Raw genomic sequence first — 14,971 nt, 5'->3', positions numbered from 1 at the left:
CAATGAAAGGACTTGGCTTCACCGGACCGTTCGAAATCGCAGGGTTTCCTCGCCTCTTTACCGCGGCCTTGGTATCCGGGCTCGGCGGATCTCTTGTCCCCATCGCCTTCGCGTTGGAAAGTCACAGGCTGGAGCCTTCCGGGTGGGGCCTGACAGTGGTCCTTCTCTCCCTTTGGTCAGGACGATTCATCGGAGTGTTTGCTGTCCAGCGAATTCGCCCGGCCCGGAATCCCGTGCGGGTGATGATACTTTCGGATCTCGTGCGGTTCATTGCCCAAGCCGGACTGCTTGGCTGGATTCTGACACTGGGAACCGACAGTCCGCCGACTGGGGCGATCACTGCATTGTCCATTTCATCGGGTGTCTATGGAATCGCACTGGCCTTTTTCCAACCGGCGCGGTTCACGGTGATTCCCCGGCTGATCCCCTTGGAACAGCGGGGACGCGTCAATGCGTGGCTTTCAGTGCTCGGAGACGTGTTCGCCATCTCCGGACCACTCCTTGGTTCACTGGTCTTCCTGTCACTTGGCTTCCAAGCCATTCTCCTAATCGATTCAATTGGATTCCTTGTCGGAATCGTTGTCCTGGCCGGCCTTCGGCTGTCGAGGTCGCCAAGCCAAACCACGCCTGAGGCGTCTGCCAGCAATGGCAACAAAAGAATCCGCGCCAAACTTCCTCCCGGCATCAACACAGGACTGGCCACCTGGCTGTTCGTCGCGCTCACGATCGGCCTCCTGGGGACGGCGGGCCCTACCCTCGTCATCGAGCAGAACTCTGCCGCAACGTGGGCGGTAACGGCAGCATTTATGGCTGCCGGCTCGCTTGTCGGTTCGGCGTCGTCGCTGTTGGGCTTCCTCAAAAGAGTCCCATGGAAATACCTGCACCTGCTCTGTTGCCTGAGCATCGCAACGCAGCTGCTTTGCTTCCTGCTGGTCCCGCTGCCGGTTCTACTGTGGGCCGTGGGGTTCCTGGGCGCAGCCCTGACAACTGCTTCAGGTATTCAGTGGGACACCCTGGGCCAGTCCATCGGGGACGATGACCAAGTCCACACGTTTGCCGTTCGGGATCAGATCGTTAACACCGTCGGCGTTCCTGCCGGAATGCTGTTTTTTGGGGTGGCGGGTGCCGCCGATGCTACTTTTCTGATCAGTGCAGGCGTTGCCGGCGCCGTAGCACTTATGGGTGTAGTGATCACATTCGCGCCGCAGCCCACAGCAGAGACTCCCCGGCCGCTCCCCACCCCGGTGAGCTAGTTACCGGCTCTTTCTGCTCATCTTCGTGGCCTGCTTCCATCGTTTACGCTGCTCAGCCATAGCTGCAGGGTCGCGACGCCGCTCCTGGAACGAGAGTTCGCGCTGGACGGCTAACCAGCTGTCAAGCCTTCGCGCGGACAGACGACCGTCGGCGACAGCCGCAGCGACGGCACATCCCGCGGTTCGTTCGTGCAAGCAGTCGCTGAAACGGCAGTGATATGAGAGCTCGGAGATGTCGGCGAAAGTGTCGGAAATGCCCTCCTGGCCCGCCTGGAGCGCCAACGAGCGAATCCCTGGAATGTCCAGCATTACACCGCCCCAGGGCATGGGAAATAACCGCCGGGTAGTAGTGGTGTGGCGGCCCTGACCGTCACGCCTGACCGGAGCGGTTGCTGCATCAGTGCCATGCAATGCGTTCAGTAAAGAGGTTTTGCCTGCGCCAGAGGCCCCAAGCATGGTTGTAGTCAGATTCTCCACCCGATCATGCAGGAGGCTGAGCCCTCGTCCGTCAGTGATGCTGGTCACGATGGTCTCAAGACCGCTGCTGACCGGGGCAACGTGTTCAAGCACTTCATCCAGGTCTGAGCATTGGTCCGCCTTGGTCAACACCAGAACCGGTGTAGCCCCCGAGTCCCACGCCATAACCTGCATGCGTTCAATGGCATTGAGGCTGGGGATGGGATCGGCGGCGACAACGACCAAAATGAGATCGATATTCGCGGCCAGAACCTGAGTGCGGTTACCCCCGGGATCGGGCCGGGCCATGGATGTCCTGCGTGGAGCTACCTCAACAATCGTGCCCTGAAGAACGGCCACCCAGTCACCAGCAACGGGAGTTGTATCGAGGGTCGAGCTGAAGAGAACTGTCTCGGTTACATTTTCCGTTCCTGACGCAGACATCACCTCAGCATGCCCGCCGTGAACAATCACAACCCGGGCGATCTGCGCTTCGGTTTGCTCAAGGAATGATTCCTCGTCATCTGGAGTCCAGCCGAGCATTACGAGGTCTGTACGTTCCGTCATTGTCCACCTCTAGCCCTTGAAGGTTCCTTGGCCCGATCATCGGGTCTCGTGTGTTCAGCCACTCGCTGGCCTCCTACGGCGCAGATTCCCGGATCTTCAGCTGGAACTCGGCTTTCACGTGCACTCCGGCGTCGGCGGTTTCGCGGCCGGCGATCCGGTCCAGCAACAAAGCCATGGACCGTTCAGCAATCTCGTCCATCCCGGGCGAGACGGTGGTCAGGGACGGTGAGGCGAAGCGAGCCTCGTCCACGTCGTCGAAGCCGGCCACTGCCACGTCCTGCGGCACCCGGACGCCGCGGATCAGGAGTTCGTGCAGCGCACCGAGCGCCAGGACGTCGTTCAGGCCGAAGACGGCGTCGAACTCCACACCCGCTTCCAGCAGGCCCGCGACGGCGGCGGCACCGGTATCGCGGCGCCACTCAGCGGGTGCCACAAGCGCCGGGTCGAAGGGGATTCCGGCGTTCTTCAGGGCAGTGCGGTAGCCGTTGAGCCGCAGCCCCGCGGTGCCGGTGGATTCCTCCGGCGTGGCGCCAATGACCGCAATACGACGGCGGCCTCCCGCCAGCAGATGGGAGGTCAGCGCAGCGGCGGCCTCCTCGTTCTTCATGGTCACCAGGTCGAACCGCGGATCCATGATGTGTTCGCCGAGCATCACCAGGGGCTTCGTTCCGGCCCGCTCGGCGATGGCGTCGGCGCTGATGGACAGCGGCGTGAAAAGCAGTCCGTCCGTGAGCTGCCGGAACGGGCCCTGGAGCGCGTTCAGCTCGGCGGCCCCTTCCGCGGCGGACTGCTCCACCAGGACGCGGTAGCCGTGCTTGGTTGCCGCGTCCATCAGCTTGGAGGCGAGCTCGGCGTAATAGGGCGCCGAAAGATCCGAGAGGACCAGGCCCAGCATGGAGGTTTTACCGGAGCGCAGGCTGCGGGCGGTGAGGTTGGCTTCGTAGCCCAGTTCCGCGATGGCATCCTCAACCCGCTGCCTGGTGGCGGGACGGATGAACTCATAGTTGTTCAGGACGTTGGAGACGGTCTTGAGTGAGACACCCGCGGCCTTCGCAACGTCGTTCATGGTTACTGCCATTAACCTTCTTTTCCTGCCTTCGCCGCGGCCTTGGCCGCCTGCTTGCTGGCCCGCACCTTCACCAGGGATTCCGGGTCCACGATGTCCGCCACGGACAGGTAGGAGCCGTCCTCGCCGTAGTGGCCGGCGGCTTCCCGCCAGCCCGGCGCCTGCAGGCCGCGCTGTTTGCCCAGCAGGGCGAGGAAGATTTTGGCTTTCTGGTCGCCGAACCCGGGCAGGGCCTTGAGCCGCTTCAGCACTTCGGCGCCGCTGGGATCACCCTGGGTCCAGATGGCAGTGGCGTCGCCGTTCCAGTCGCTTTGCACGGCCTCGGCCAGCGCCTGGACCCTTGCGGCCATGGAACCGGGGAACCGGTGCACGGCGGGCCGTTCCTTGAACATCTCCACGAACGCCTGCGGATCATGGCCGGCAATGGCTTCGGGAGAGACGGACCCGATGCGGGTCCTGATCTTTTCCGGTCCCGCGAACGCCGATTCCATGGTCACCTGCTGGTCCAGCAGCATGCCGGTCAGCAGGGCGAAGGCGTCCTCACTCAACAACTTGTCCGCGGCGGGATCCCCCGTGATGTGCAGCTCCATGCCGTCCATCCTCCCACCTGCGGGCCGCCGTCGTCATAAGGACGCCTCCGCCGTTACTGTCCAGGGGTGCTAGCTGCCCACCGCCAGCCGGATCATGGACCAGGACACCGCAGGGAGCTCGGCGGTGAGGCGGCCGCCGTCGGCCTTGACCGTGACGTTTTCGGCGGGCTCCACGGACGTCGAATCGTCGGCACTCGCCTGCCAGTACGGGTCCTTGTTGGCGTAGGTCAGCGCCTCCAGGACGCGGACGTTGCCCAGGCCGGCGACGGCGGCGTCCAGGGTGAGTGCGTCCGTTGCCGAGCGGTTGACGGCGAACACCACGGCCTCGCCCTTCTCGGCGTCGAAGGTTGCCACGGCGGACAGCGCGGCCACGTTCTCCGTGGTGCCGCCGCTGACCAGCGGGGATTCGACGGCGAGCTGCAGCACAGTGCCGGCGGCGTGCCGCGAGGTCAGGGCGAAGGGGTGGAAGGTGGTCTGCTTCCAGGCCCGGCCGCCGGGTTCCGTCATGATGGGGGCGATGACGTTGACCAGCTGGGCCAGGCTCGCGGAATGGACCCGGTCCGTGTTCTTGAGCAGCGTGACCAGCAGGTCGCCCACCACCACAGCGTCCGCCACCGTGTAGGTGTCCTCCAGCAGCACGGGGGCTACCGGCCAGTCCTTGCCGGAGGGCGCCTTGGACTCGGCCCTGCTCATGTGCCAGACATTCCATTCATCGAAGGAGATGTTCACCTGCTTGGTGGACTTCTTCACAGATTTCACGTGATCGATGTGGCTGACGATGTTCTTGATGAAGGCGTCCATCTTGTGCCCGGCAGCCAGGTGTTCCTGGAGGTCGCCGAAGTCCTCGAAGTACTGGTGGGCGGAAATCAAATCCACCAGCTCATAGGTTTCGGACAGGACCACGCGCTCCCATTCGCCGAACGTGTCCATGGTGGGACCGGAACTGCCGCAGGCCACGAGCTCCAAGTCGGGGTCGATCATCCGCATGCCGCGGGCCGTGTCCGCAGCAAGCCGCCCGTACTCGAGGGCGTTCTTGTGGCCTATCTGCCACGGGCCGTCCATCTCGTTGCCCAGGCACCACATCCTGATGCCGTAGCCGTCCGGTGCACCATTGGCGCGGCGCTGGTCGGAAAGCTCAGTACCGCCGTCGATATTGCAGTACTCCAGCAGGTCCATCGCCTCCTGGATGCCGCGGGTGCCCAGGTTGACGGCCATCATGGGTTCCACGCCGGCCTTGGCGGACCACGCCGCGAACTCGTCCACGCCCACCAGGTTGGGGTCCGTGGAGTGCCAGGCCAGGTCGAGGCGTACAGGCCGCTGGTCCTTCGGCCCCACGCCGTCCTCCCACCGGTAGCCGGAGACGAAGTTGCCGCCGGGGTACCGCACCGTGGAGACGCCGAGTTCGCGCGTCAGCCCCAGGACATCGCGGCGGAAACCGTCCTCGTCGGCGTCGGGGTGGTCGGGTTCGAAGATGCCGGTGTAGACGCACCGGCCAAGGTGCTCCACGAAGGCGCCGAACGTGCGGCGCCTGACGGGACCAACGGTGAAGGCCGGGTCAAGGGTTACTTTGGCTGTTGCCGGTTCTGGGGTTGCCACGAAAAACATCCTCGTTCTCTGGATTTACAACGTTATAGAAAACATTGTTGGCGCTGCGGTGGTTTGAGTCAAGGGAGCGTCGCTGAACGGGCGCCGGAGAGAATCTTTTTTGCTTCCGGTCCAAGCTGCGGCAGGAGCGCCGGGCGCCCCACCTGCGGCTATGCGCAAAGCAAGTAGCGGTTTCGAGTATCCAAGTAATACCTAATCTGAAAGTCGAGTACCGTTACTCATTCTCCGGCCCCCGGCCAGCCCACTAGGTTTTTGACAGGGACAAGGCGTGTTTCTGTCCCGGCAGGACTTAGCTCACCAGGGGGTGTGAGAGTGGCAATGCACGCACGACAGGTGAGCCCAAACTTCCCGGGTCAACGCACCCGGGTACTGAGCGGGGCCGGCGACGAGGAGGCCTTTGAGACCAAGGCCTCTCCCCCAGCCGTCGCCGGCCCTCTTCTTTCTTCACGCCTCCACGGCCCGCGGCCTGCCGCAGGGCTGCCGACTATTGCGCCGCGCACCGTCACGCAGGCCACCGGGAGTGACGGCAGCCAGGCGATGCTGCTTGACCTGGTCACCGGGGCAGACTCGCTGACCGACTCCCTGGACAGCCTGGTTGCCGCCGCGGTGCGGTCGGTGGCAGGTGCGCAGCAGGCGGGGACACCTCAGCAGGCTGGCGCGCAGATCGAATGCGCGGTGGTGCTGACCCAGCCGCGCCGGTCCCCCGCAATTACCGGGACATCGCGGGACGCTGAGCGGATGATGGCGTGGGAGCAGCAGGCAGCGGAGGGTCCCACCAGCGAAGTGCTGGCCGGCGGCCATCCCGTGGCGGTCCTTCAGCGGCACGGGGATTTCCGCTGGCCGCGCTACTGCAGCGAGCTGCAAGTTGCCGGTTTTGGCAGCGTCCTGGGTATACGGCTCCGGCTTGACGGTGCGGGCGATGCCGCGTCATCGGGCCCTGCCGGCGATGCGGCGGACGCGGAAACCCATGCTGCCCTGGCGTTTTTTGCCCCGGATTCCAAGGCCTTCCCGCTGCAGGTGATCGCCGAGGCCCGGGCGTTCGCCGGGTTGGCGTCAAGGAGCCTGCGGATGGCCCTGGACCTGCATACAGCCCGTTCCATGGCGTCGGACCTGCGCTCGGCGTTGGACAGCCGCACCTCCATCAACGTGGCGTGCGGCGTCATCATGGCCCAGAACCGGTGCTCCTACCACGAGGCGTTTTCCATCCTGGCGAAGGCCTCAAGCCACCGGAACATCAAGGTCCGGCGGATTGCGGAGGACATCCTCGAGCGGCTGCCCGAGGGTCCCCCGCAATCCCACTTCGGGCACTAGCGGCTAGAGGCCCCCGGCCAGCCTGTAGTAGGCGGCGTTCCAGTTCAGGTCCTTCTTGAACTGGCGGATGGTGGTGCCCTCGTCAATGGTGAGCAGCTCGGTCCTGGCGATGTCGGCGAAGTCCTCGAACACATCCATCCCCACCTGGGTCGACAGCACAGTGTGGTGCGCGGCGCCGGCGGTAAGCCAGGCGGCGGCGGACGTGGCGAAGTTCGGCTTGGGCTCCCAGAGCGCGCGGGCAACGGGCAGGTTGGGCAGCGGCTGGTCCAGCGGGACCACGTCCACGGCGTTGGCCACCAGGCGGAAACGGTCCCGCATGTCAGACAGGGCGACGACGACGCCCGGGGAGGCATCGGCGTCGAACACCAGGCGGACGGGGTCTTCCTTGCCGCCAATGCCGAGCGGGTGGATTTCCAGCCGCGGCTTAGTTGCGGTCAGCGAGGGGCACACCTCCAGCATGTGCGCGCCGAGGATCTTCTCCGCGCCGGGCTCGAGGTGGTAGGTGTAGTCCTCCATCAGCGACGCCCCGCCGGGCAGACCTGCGCCCATCACCTTGGCGGCGCGCACCAGGATAGCGGTTTTCCAGTCACCCTCAGCGCCGAAGCCATACCCGGCAGCCATGAGCCGCTGCACCGCCAGGCCCGGGAGCTGGCGGAGCGCGCCAAGGTCCTCAAAGGAAGTGGTGAACGCGGCCGATCCGTTGGCTTCAAGGAAGGACCGCAGCCCGAGCTCGATCCGCGCGCCGTACCGCAGCGACTCGTGCCGGGCCGCGCCTGCGCGGAGCTCCGGCACCACCTCGTAGAGGTCCTCATACTCGGCGACCAGGGCGTCGACGTCGGACTCTGCAGCGCCGTGCACAGCGTCGGCGAGCTCGTTGACGGACCAGGTGTTGACCGCGACGCCAAAGCGCAGCTCCGCTTCGGTCTTGTCGCCTTCGGTGACGGCGACGTTGCGCATGTTGTCGCCGAATCGGGTCAGCTTCAGGGTGCGGACGGCGGCCCAGCCGGCCGCGGCACGCTGCCAGGCGCCCACCTGGCGCGCAACCTCAGGGTTGGAAACGTGCCCGACGACGGTCTTCCGGGCAATGCCCAGCCGGGACTGGATGTAGCCGAACTCTCGGTCACCGTGCGCGGCTTGGTTCAGGTTCATGAAGTCGAAGTCGATGTCCGCCCAGGGCAGGTCGCGGTTGGCCTGGGTGTGCAGGTGCAGGAGCGGCTTGCGGAGCAGGTCCAGGCCCTGGATCCACATCTTGGCCGGGCTGAACGTGTGCATCCAGGCTGTGACGCCGATGACGGAATCATCGGAGTTGGCCTCCAGCGCGGTGCGGCGGATGGCGTCCGAGTCGGTCAGGACCGGCTTCCACACGATCCGCACCGGCACGGCGGAGGCGGAATTGAGCTGGGTGGCGATCTCCTGGGACTGGGCGGCCACCTGCTTGAGGACGTCCTCGCCGTAGAGGTGCTGGCTGCCGGTGAGGAACCAGACCTCATAGCCGTCGAGGGAGTTGTTTGCTGCGGTGCTCATGGGTTCTCCTGGAAAGTATTTGGTGGCTACGGGCGCAGTTGGCCCGGCTTTATTGGCCGTAGACGTTCTGGTAGCGGGCGTAGAGCGAGTCGATGTGGCCCTGGTCGATGGGCAGTGGGTCGCCGAGTTGACGGGCAACGTGGACGGTGCGCGCCACTTCCTCGCACATCACTGCGGCTTTCACCGCGGACTTGGCGTCCTTGCCGATGGTGAACGGGCCGTGGTTTTGCATCAGGACTGCCGGCGAGTTGGAGTTCTTCAGCGTTTCCACGATGCCGTGGCCGATTGAGTCGTCGCCGATCAGCGCGAAGGGTCCCACCGGAATCTCGCCACCGAACTCGTCGCTCATCATGGTCAGCACGCACGGAATGGCTTCACCGCGCGCCGCCCAGGCGGTGGCGTAGGTGGAGTGGGTGTGCACCACGCCGCCCACCTCGGGCATGTGACGGTAGACGTAGGCGTGCGCTGCCGTGTCCGACGACGGCGAGAGCGCCGGATTGCCCCAGCCGCCTTCACCGTTTCCTGACACAGGCGTGCCATAAAGGTCGGTGACCACCATCTGGTCCGGGGCCAGGTCCTGGTAGGAGACGCCGGAGGGCTTGATGACCATCAGGTCGGTTCCGGGCACGCGGGCGGAGACGTTGCCGGCGGTCCACACCACCAGCCCGTACCGGGTCAGTTCGGCGTGCAGGGCGCAGACGTCTGCCCTGGTCAGCGCGATGGCCTCCAGGAGTGCGGCGCTCATGCGGACACCTCCACGGGAACGCCGGTCACAGCCGCTTCCGAAGTGATCCCCGAGGCTTTGCGCTGGATGGCCTTGAGCCGGTGCATCACGTCGTTGCTGCCGCGGCCGAAGTAGTCGTGCAGGGCTTTGTATTCCCGGAACAGCTCCTCGTAGGCGGCCACGTTCTCCGGAATGGGCGTGTACACCTCGCCGGGCTCGGATCCCATGGCGGCGGCGGCCTCGCGGATGTCCGCGTAGTGTCCGGCCGCGACGGCGGCGTGGATGGCCGAGCCGAGGGCGGGCCCCTGTTCCGAACCGATGGTGGAGAGCTGCAGGCCGGTGGCGTCTGCGTAGATCTGCATCAGGAGTTTGTTCTTGAGCAGGCCGCCGGCCACAATGAATTCCTTCACCGGGACGCCGGCGTCGCGGAAGGCCTCCACGATGGTGCGGGTGCCGAAGGCTGTGGCCTCGAGCAGGGCCCGGTAAATATCTTCCGGCGTGGTGGCGAGCGTCTGGCCCAGGATGACGCCGGAGAGTTCGTGGTCCACCAGCACGGACCGGTTGCCGGAGTGCCAGTCCAGGGCTATCAGCCCGTGTTCGCCGATGGCCTGGCCGGAGGCAAGTGCGGTGAGGTATTCGTGGATGCCGAGTCCCGCCGTCGCGGCCGCCTGGTGGTATTCGGGCTGGACACCGTTTTTGGTGAACCAGCCGAAAATATCGCCGACACCGGACTGGCCGGCCTCGTAGCCCCAGAGGCCGGGAACGATCCCGCCGTCCACCACGCCGCACATGCCGGGGACTTCCCTGAGCTCAGCACCGTTCATGACGTGGCAGGTGGACGTGCCCATGATGGCCACCAGCTGGCCCGGGTCCACGGCCTTGGCGGCCGGGGCGGTGACGTGCGCGTCAACGTTGCCCACAGCAACAGCGATGCCTTCCGGCAGGCCGGTCCACGCTGCGGCCTCAGCCGTGAGGTAGCCGGCGGCATCGCCCAGCCGGCCGATGGCGTGCTCGAGTTTCGTGCTGACGAAGTCCTTGAACTGCGGGTTCAGCGCCGCTAGGAAGTCTTCGGACGGGTAGTGGCCGTCCTGGTAAATGCCTTTGTAACCGGCGGTGCAGGCGTTGCGGACGTATGTCCCGCAGAGCTGCCAGACGATCCAGTCGGCCGCCTCCACCCAGTGGTCCATGGCGGCGTAGACTTCGGGATCTTCCTCAAGCAGCTGGAGCCCCTTGGCAAATTCCCACTCGGAGGAGATCAGCCCGCCGTAGCGGGGCAACCAGGCCTCGCCGCGCTCTGCTGCGAGCCGGTTGATCCGGTCGGCCTGCGGCTGGGCGGCGTGGTGGCGCCACAGTTTTACATAAGCATGCGGCCGGTTTGCGAACCCGGGCACCTCGTTCAACGGGGTTCCGTCCGCCCGCGTGGGCACCATGGTGCAGGCGGTGAAGTCCGTGGCGATTCCGACGACGGCGGCCGGGTCGATTCCCGCGTCGGCGACGGCGGCGGGAACGGCGATACGCAGGACGTCCCGGTAGTCGTTCGGCACCTGGAGGGCCCATTCGCCGGGAAGCCGCGTGCCGCCGTCGCCCGCTATGTCACGGGGAAGGGCATCGGTGATAACGGCGTGGGGGTAGTCAAAGACTCCGCTGCCCAGTTCCTTGCCGTCCCTGACACGCACCACCACAGCCCGGCCGGAGAGCGTCCCGTAATCAACACCGATGACGCAAGCCTCGGCACTGTCCGCTGTATTCATGGAAGTTCCTTTGATAGCTGCCGCAGCGTTGCGGCCTGGTTTTAATTGTGAGCGCTAACAAGAATGAAGTCAACGAGGGAGCCCCTGATGGCTGTCAGGACCGGCCCGCGGTGCCGGCCTAGCGGGAGCCGCGGCGGGTGAAGACCATGTGCACCACGCCGGCCGGCGAGGTGGTGGACTCGATGTCGAAGCGCTCGTCCAGACCCTCCAGTCCGTCCCACAGCCGCTCGCCGCGGCCCAGAATGATGGGCACCACGGCGATGTGCATGTGGTCGATCAGGTCCGCCTCGAGGAACTGCCGCACTGTGTCCGCACCGCCGCCAATCCGGACGTCGAGGCCCGGGGCAAGTTCTCGGGCCTTTTCAAGCGCCGTTGCGGGGTCGGCGTCAATGAAATGGAAGGTGGTTCCGCCCTCCATTTCGAGGGTGGGCCGGGGATGGTGCGTGAGGACCACAACCGGGGTGTGGAACACGGGGTTGTCGCCCCACCACCCCTTCCACTCCTTGTCCTCCCAGGGCCCGCGCTGGGGGCCGAACTTGTTGCGCCCCATGATTTCGACGCCGACCCCGGTTCCCCACTGGCTGGCGAACGCCTCATCGACGCCGAAGGATGCCTGTCCCTCCCCGTGAAGGCCCATGGCGCGGAAGGTCCGGGTCCCGAAGGCCCACTCCATGAGCCGTGAGCCGGCATGGCCGAACGGCGCCTCGAGCTGCTGGCCCTCGCCCGTGCCGAAGCCGTCGAGGGAAACTGAGAAATTGTGCACGCGGACGAGGGACATGTCATCTCCTGGGGTGTGCTTGCCTGGTCACCTTGGGGTGATCGAGTTGTGTATGTATAGGGTGCCCAGGTGACAGGCATTTTGATATGGGGGGTCACTGGGCGGACAACCAGTATCATTCACCCAAGAGCGACCACTCTTCTTTTTCATAATTTGGGGGACTAATTTGACGCAGTATGCCCGTTTTAGATTGCACCTATTTTGCCTCATCTTAGGCCTTACCACAGTAGCTACACTGCTGGTCAATCCATCAGGCATGCCTACAGCAACGGCTTCCACAGGCCCTGTCGGCGGTGCTACTCCCATCATTCCCGCCAGAATTCTCGACACTAGGACATCGTACGGTCCCGTGCCAGGCGGGGGTGCCGTTTCTATCCGAATTCCCGGATTTTATGTAATCCCTCAAGGAACCCAGGCGGTGGTCGTCAATATAACTGCCACTCAGCCGACGGCGGCGGGCTTCCTTACGGCTTATCATTCAGGGGTCAGCGCACCTCGAACGTCGAATGTGAATTATGGTCCCGGCCAAACCGTGGCGAACCTTGCCATCGTGGAGGTCGGCGCTGACGGATATATCACCATCTCAAACTCCTCGGCGGGAAGTGTCCATATCATCGTGGACGTAACTGCGTACTTCGGCCCGTCGGGTCAATGGGATGCGCCCGGTTCTTATCGCCCCCTCGCTCCACAAAGGCTCCTCGACACCCGTACCTCGTCAGGGCCCGTGCCTGGAGGAGGAACAGTTCCGCTACGCCTGGGAGGAGCCACCGGGGTGCCCGCCAACGCATCTGCGGTAGTGGCCAACCTGACCGTGACGCAACCGACGTCCAACGGATTCATCAGCGCCTACCCAACCGGGTCTTCCAAACCGAATGTCTCGAACCAGAATTATGCTCAAAATCAGACAATCCCAAGCCTGGCCGTCGTACCGGTGGGGCCGGACGGCACAGTCACCATAGCGAACAGTTCCTCCGGGACTGTTCAAATTGTGGCTGACGTATTCGGGTATTTCCTCCCAGGCACGCCCGCAACCTCCGGAGCATTTGTGGCTGTGACTCCTAAGCGTTTCCTTGACACGCGGACGTTTCGCGGCCCGGTCAGCAGCGCTGAAAACGTACCCGTAAAAGTAGCGGGCGTTGATGGTATTCCGTCGAGCGCGAGCGGTGTCTGGGTAAATCTCACCGTCACCGAACCGACAAGATTCGGCTACTTTGAAGCGCGCGCCCATTTTGCAACCGTCTCGTTCACTTCGAACCTCAACTTTGACCGCGGGCAAACCATAGCCAACATGGCCTACGTGCCCATTGGCCAGGACGGGAAGATAGAAATCCAACCACTCCTCAACCCGGTGCCGCGGCACGAGACAACGCATGTAATCGCGGACGTCTTCGGTTACACCCTTTAATAGGCAGCCCTTCAATTCACTGCCGGCTCGGCCAGGCCGCTGCTTTGACGAGCCCAACTCGGGGTAGGTACAAGAATGACCACCGAAACGCCGCCACCAAAAGGAGCCGTATGGACAGCGAGGCCACCGTGCGCCGGCCGAGGCCCTCACTGGCCTGGCTCCTTGGCCCGATCGCCACCGGCTTGGGGTGGGCGGCGCATGTCCTGGGTGGCGGGGCCTCCCCCTCAGCCCTGATTGTGGTGGCCCTCGCCGCGCTGCTGGGCATGGCGGCGGCCATCGGTAAACCCGGGCGGCTTCCCGGCTGGGGCCTGCTCCTCACCGCCGGGATCACCCAGCAGTTGCTGCACTTCGCCTTCGCTGCCTTTTCGATTTCCACCGGATTCGATGCACCGTCCCATGGCCACGGCCAATCGCCCGCCCAAGACCCCGGCACGGCAACCCAAGGCCAAGGACCGGTGGCGCACGATCTGCACCTGCTCCTGTACCTCCACATGGGCGCGGCCCTGCTGACACTTGTCATCACACGGCAATTGGACAGGCTTCCGGCACGCCGGATCCAACGGAAACCACTCGACGTGCGCGCAGGGATGCAGGTCAGGAAGTAAGCGTTCCGCGGACAATGCTGACGCTGGAGTGGGCCGGGTTTCCGTCCACCGGTTCATCGGAAACGTCAACGATCGGGTAGTCGGCCAGCTGCAGCCCCGCAGGAACTTGGAACGTCCCGGAGTCAGAGGCCATGACGCCAAGGCTAACCAGCCGTGACAGGTCAGGTGCAATCAGCCAGACCTCCTGGTAACCCTTCGCTTCATCCTTGTCGAGCGAGACCTCCAGGCTGCGGGAACCATCGGCCGCCTCCACCACTTTGGCTGAACCGCTGGCCGAGTATTGCGCCAGCGGCGTCAGCTGGGCTTGGGCCAACTGGGTGGGCTGGGGTGGTTGGGCGGGCCGCATGGACGCCCAGATTCCACCGCCCGCAACGAGGACCACAGCCGCCGCGGCGGCGATCCACGTACCGGTACGCTGCCACCACGCCTTCTTCCGCGGGCCGAATACAGCAACGTTCGACGGCGCCGCCTCGGCAGGTGCCTCCGCGGGCTTGGTGCCGGGACCACTCAGCGGGTCCTCCCGGACAGCGTCGGCAAGTCCAAGTTCCCGGTGGATCCCGGCCCACACCTGGGGCCCGGGAACTGACAGGCCGGCGGTGTCCGGCGCCGTCCGCACCGCATCAACGGTGCGGCGCAGCGCGGCGTAGTCGGCGGCGCATTCGGGGCAAACATCGAGGTGCTGCCGGCCGTCGGCGTCGTCCCAGTCCCCGTACAGCGCAAGGAGGCTCAACTGTTCCGGATCAAGATGCGGCATGGTCTACCTCCAATCGGCTTCTCAAATGCGTCAGGCTGCGGCGGATGTGGCTCTTGACGGTACCAAGCGGCAGGTCCAGTTTCCGTGAAATCTGTTCGTGCGTCAGGTCCTCATAGAAGGCCAGCTTCATGATGGAACCTTGCGGTTCACCCAGCCTTTCCAGTTCGCCGTCCAGCAGCAGCCTGTCCGCCAGGACCTCCGCGGCTTCTGCTCCGGCGTCGGCTTCTCCGGCGGCCAGCCCGGCGCCGGCCACCGCGTGGGCCTTGCGCGCTTCACGGGCGGTCGCCGAGTGGGCGTCGGTGATGACGTTCCGGGTGATGCCCACAATCCAGGCGGGCAGCCGGGCCACCTCCGGCCTGAAGGTGTTCCGCGAGCGCCACACCCGGATAAAGACCTCCTGGGTGACGTCGTCCGCAGCAGATGAATCCGCCAGGGACCGGAGGGCCAGCGTGTGCACCAGCGGGGCGAATTCGCGGTAGGCCGCCGCCAGGGCCCTCTCGTCGCCGGCGAGGAAGGACGCGGTTAGCCCGTCATCCCAGCCGTGGGAGGCCTGCGCAGGAGGGGTCACTCGCGGCTCCTTCC

Annotated in this window: 14 protein-coding genes; 4 read left to right on the top strand and 10 right to left on the bottom strand. The window is 65.0% G+C overall.

The window, feature by feature from the left end; translation table 11 throughout:
* The first annotated feature begins 2 nt into the window (after window positions 1-2).
* Entirely contained in the window at window positions 3-1,253 is a 1,251-nt protein-coding gene (locus ACHL_RS01915) for an MFS transporter (RefSeq protein WP_015935613.1), read from the top strand.
* Here ACHL_RS01915 and rsgA read toward each other — a convergent pair whose 3' ends face one another.
* The 4 genes from rsgA to arfA form a co-directional block, all read right to left on the bottom strand.
* Entirely contained in the window at window positions 1,254-2,276 is a 1,023-nt protein-coding gene (gene rsgA, locus ACHL_RS01910; RefSeq protein ID WP_015935612.1) for a ribosome small subunit-dependent GTPase A, read from the bottom strand.
* A 73-nt stretch (window positions 2,277-2,349) separates the two neighbouring features.
* Window positions 2,350-3,354 (bottom strand): LacI family DNA-binding transcriptional regulator, encoded by a 1,005-nt coding sequence (locus ACHL_RS01905; RefSeq protein ID WP_015935611.1) that lies wholly within the window; start codon window positions 3,352-3,354, stop codon window positions 2,350-2,352.
* Window positions 3,354-3,941 (bottom strand): HhH-GPD-type base excision DNA repair protein, encoded by a 588-nt coding sequence (locus ACHL_RS01900; protein ID WP_015935610.1) that lies wholly within the window; start codon window positions 3,939-3,941, stop codon window positions 3,354-3,356. The genes ACHL_RS01905 and ACHL_RS01900 overlap by 1 nt, the downstream gene beginning before the upstream one ends.
* A 60-nt stretch (window positions 3,942-4,001) precedes the next feature.
* Window positions 4,002-5,537, bottom strand: a complete 1,536-nt coding sequence (gene arfA, locus ACHL_RS01895) for an arabinosylfuranosidase ArfA (RefSeq protein ID WP_015935609.1) — start codon at window positions 5,535-5,537, stop codon at window positions 4,002-4,004.
* Window positions 5,538-5,870: 333 nt separating this feature from the next.
* Here arfA and ACHL_RS01890 point away from each other — a divergent pair, with 333 nt between their 5' ends.
* Window positions 5,871-6,848, top strand: coding sequence for a GAF and ANTAR domain-containing protein (locus ACHL_RS01890; protein WP_244266504.1), 978 nt, complete (start codon window positions 5,871-5,873; stop codon window positions 6,846-6,848).
* A gap of 3 nt (window positions 6,849-6,851) precedes the next feature.
* On the opposite strand, the gene araA is transcribed toward ACHL_RS01890, so the two are convergent.
* The 4 genes from araA to ACHL_RS01870 form a co-directional block, all read right to left on the bottom strand.
* The gene (gene araA / locus ACHL_RS01885) at window positions 6,852-8,372 is read right to left on the bottom strand and encodes an L-arabinose isomerase (protein ID WP_015935607.1); all 1,521 of its coding nucleotides are present in this window, start codon (window positions 8,370-8,372) and stop codon (window positions 6,852-6,854) included.
* A gap of 49 nt (window positions 8,373-8,421) precedes the next feature.
* Window positions 8,422-9,117: an L-ribulose-5-phosphate 4-epimerase gene (locus tag ACHL_RS01880; RefSeq protein WP_015935606.1), complete on the bottom strand. Its 696-nt coding sequence runs from the start codon at window positions 9,115-9,117 to the stop codon at window positions 8,422-8,424.
* A complete protein-coding gene (gene araB, locus ACHL_RS01875; protein ID WP_015935605.1) occupies window positions 9,114-10,847 on the bottom strand; it encodes a ribulokinase in 1,734 nt (577 codons plus the stop codon). Before araB ends, ACHL_RS01880 begins: the two co-directional genes overlap by 4 nt.
* A gap of 118 nt (window positions 10,848-10,965) precedes the next feature.
* Window positions 10,966-11,625, bottom strand: coding sequence for a dihydrofolate reductase family protein (locus ACHL_RS01870; protein WP_015935604.1), 660 nt, complete (start codon window positions 11,623-11,625; stop codon window positions 10,966-10,968).
* A 772-nt stretch (window positions 11,626-12,397) separates the two neighbouring features.
* Here ACHL_RS01870 and ACHL_RS24090 point away from each other — a divergent pair.
* On the top strand, window positions 12,398-13,030 hold the full coding sequence (locus tag ACHL_RS24090; RefSeq protein ID WP_015935603.1) for a hypothetical protein: 633 nt from the start codon (window positions 12,398-12,400) through the stop codon (window positions 13,028-13,030).
* A 110-nt stretch (window positions 13,031-13,140) separates the two neighbouring features.
* Complete coding sequence (locus ACHL_RS01860; RefSeq protein WP_015935602.1) at window positions 13,141-13,635, top strand: hypothetical protein; 495 nt, start codon at window positions 13,141-13,143, stop codon at window positions 13,633-13,635.
* On the opposite strand, the gene ACHL_RS01855 is transcribed toward ACHL_RS01860, so the two are convergent.
* Both ACHL_RS01855 and ACHL_RS01850 read right to left on the bottom strand, forming a co-directional pair.
* The gene (locus ACHL_RS01855; RefSeq protein WP_015935601.1) at window positions 13,625-14,389 is read right to left on the bottom strand and encodes an anti-sigma factor; all 765 of its coding nucleotides are present in this window, start codon (window positions 14,387-14,389) and stop codon (window positions 13,625-13,627) included. The two genes, ACHL_RS01860 and ACHL_RS01855, sit on opposite strands and share 11 nt — an antisense overlap.
* The gene (locus tag ACHL_RS01850; protein WP_015935600.1) at window positions 14,376-14,957 is read right to left on the bottom strand and encodes an RNA polymerase sigma factor; all 582 of its coding nucleotides are present in this window, start codon (window positions 14,955-14,957) and stop codon (window positions 14,376-14,378) included. The genes ACHL_RS01855 and ACHL_RS01850 overlap by 14 nt, the downstream gene beginning before the upstream one ends.
* Window positions 14,958-14,971: the final 14 nt, after the last annotated feature.

Origin of the sequence: Pseudarthrobacter chlorophenolicus A6 (assembly GCF_000022025.1) — a bacterium.
Taxonomy (GTDB): Bacteria; Actinomycetota; Actinomycetes; order Actinomycetales; family Micrococcaceae; genus Arthrobacter; species Arthrobacter chlorophenolicus.
The sequence above is the reverse complement of the archived record's forward strand: the minus strand, read 5'-3'. Positions and strand labels throughout refer to the sequence as shown.

Coding starts and splice junctions, on each gene's coding strand:
- ACHL_RS01915 (WP_015935613.1), top strand. CDS start 3: ATGAAAGGACTTGGCTTCACCGGACCGTTCGAAATCGCAGGGTTTCCT.
- rsgA (WP_015935612.1), bottom strand. CDS start 2,276: ATGACGGAACGTACAGACCTCGTAATGCTCGGCTGGACTCCAGATGAC.
- ACHL_RS01905 (WP_015935611.1), bottom strand. CDS start 3,354: ATGGCAGTAACCATGAACGACGTTGCGAAGGCCGCGGGTGTCTCACTC.
- ACHL_RS01900 (WP_015935610.1), bottom strand. CDS start 3,941: ATGGACGGCATGGAGCTGCACATCACGGGGGATCCCGCCGCGGACAAG.
- arfA (WP_015935609.1), bottom strand. CDS start 5,537: ATGTTTTTCGTGGCAACCCCAGAACCGGCAACAGCCAAAGTAACCCTT.
- araA (WP_015935607.1), bottom strand. CDS start 8,372: ATGAGCACCGCAGCAAACAACTCCCTCGACGGCTATGAGGTCTGGTTC.
- ACHL_RS01880 (WP_015935606.1), bottom strand. CDS start 9,117: ATGAGCGCCGCACTCCTGGAGGCCATCGCGCTGACCAGGGCAGACGTC.
- araB (WP_015935605.1), bottom strand. CDS start 10,847: ATGAATACAGCGGACAGTGCCGAGGCTTGCGTCATCGGTGTTGATTAC.
- ACHL_RS01870 (WP_015935604.1), bottom strand. CDS start 11,625: ATGTCCCTCGTCCGCGTGCACAATTTCTCAGTTTCCCTCGACGGCTTC.
- ACHL_RS01860 (WP_015935602.1), top strand. CDS start 13,141: ATGGACAGCGAGGCCACCGTGCGCCGGCCGAGGCCCTCACTGGCCTGG.
- ACHL_RS01855 (WP_015935601.1), bottom strand. CDS start 14,389: ATGCCGCATCTTGATCCGGAACAGTTGAGCCTCCTTGCGCTGTACGGG.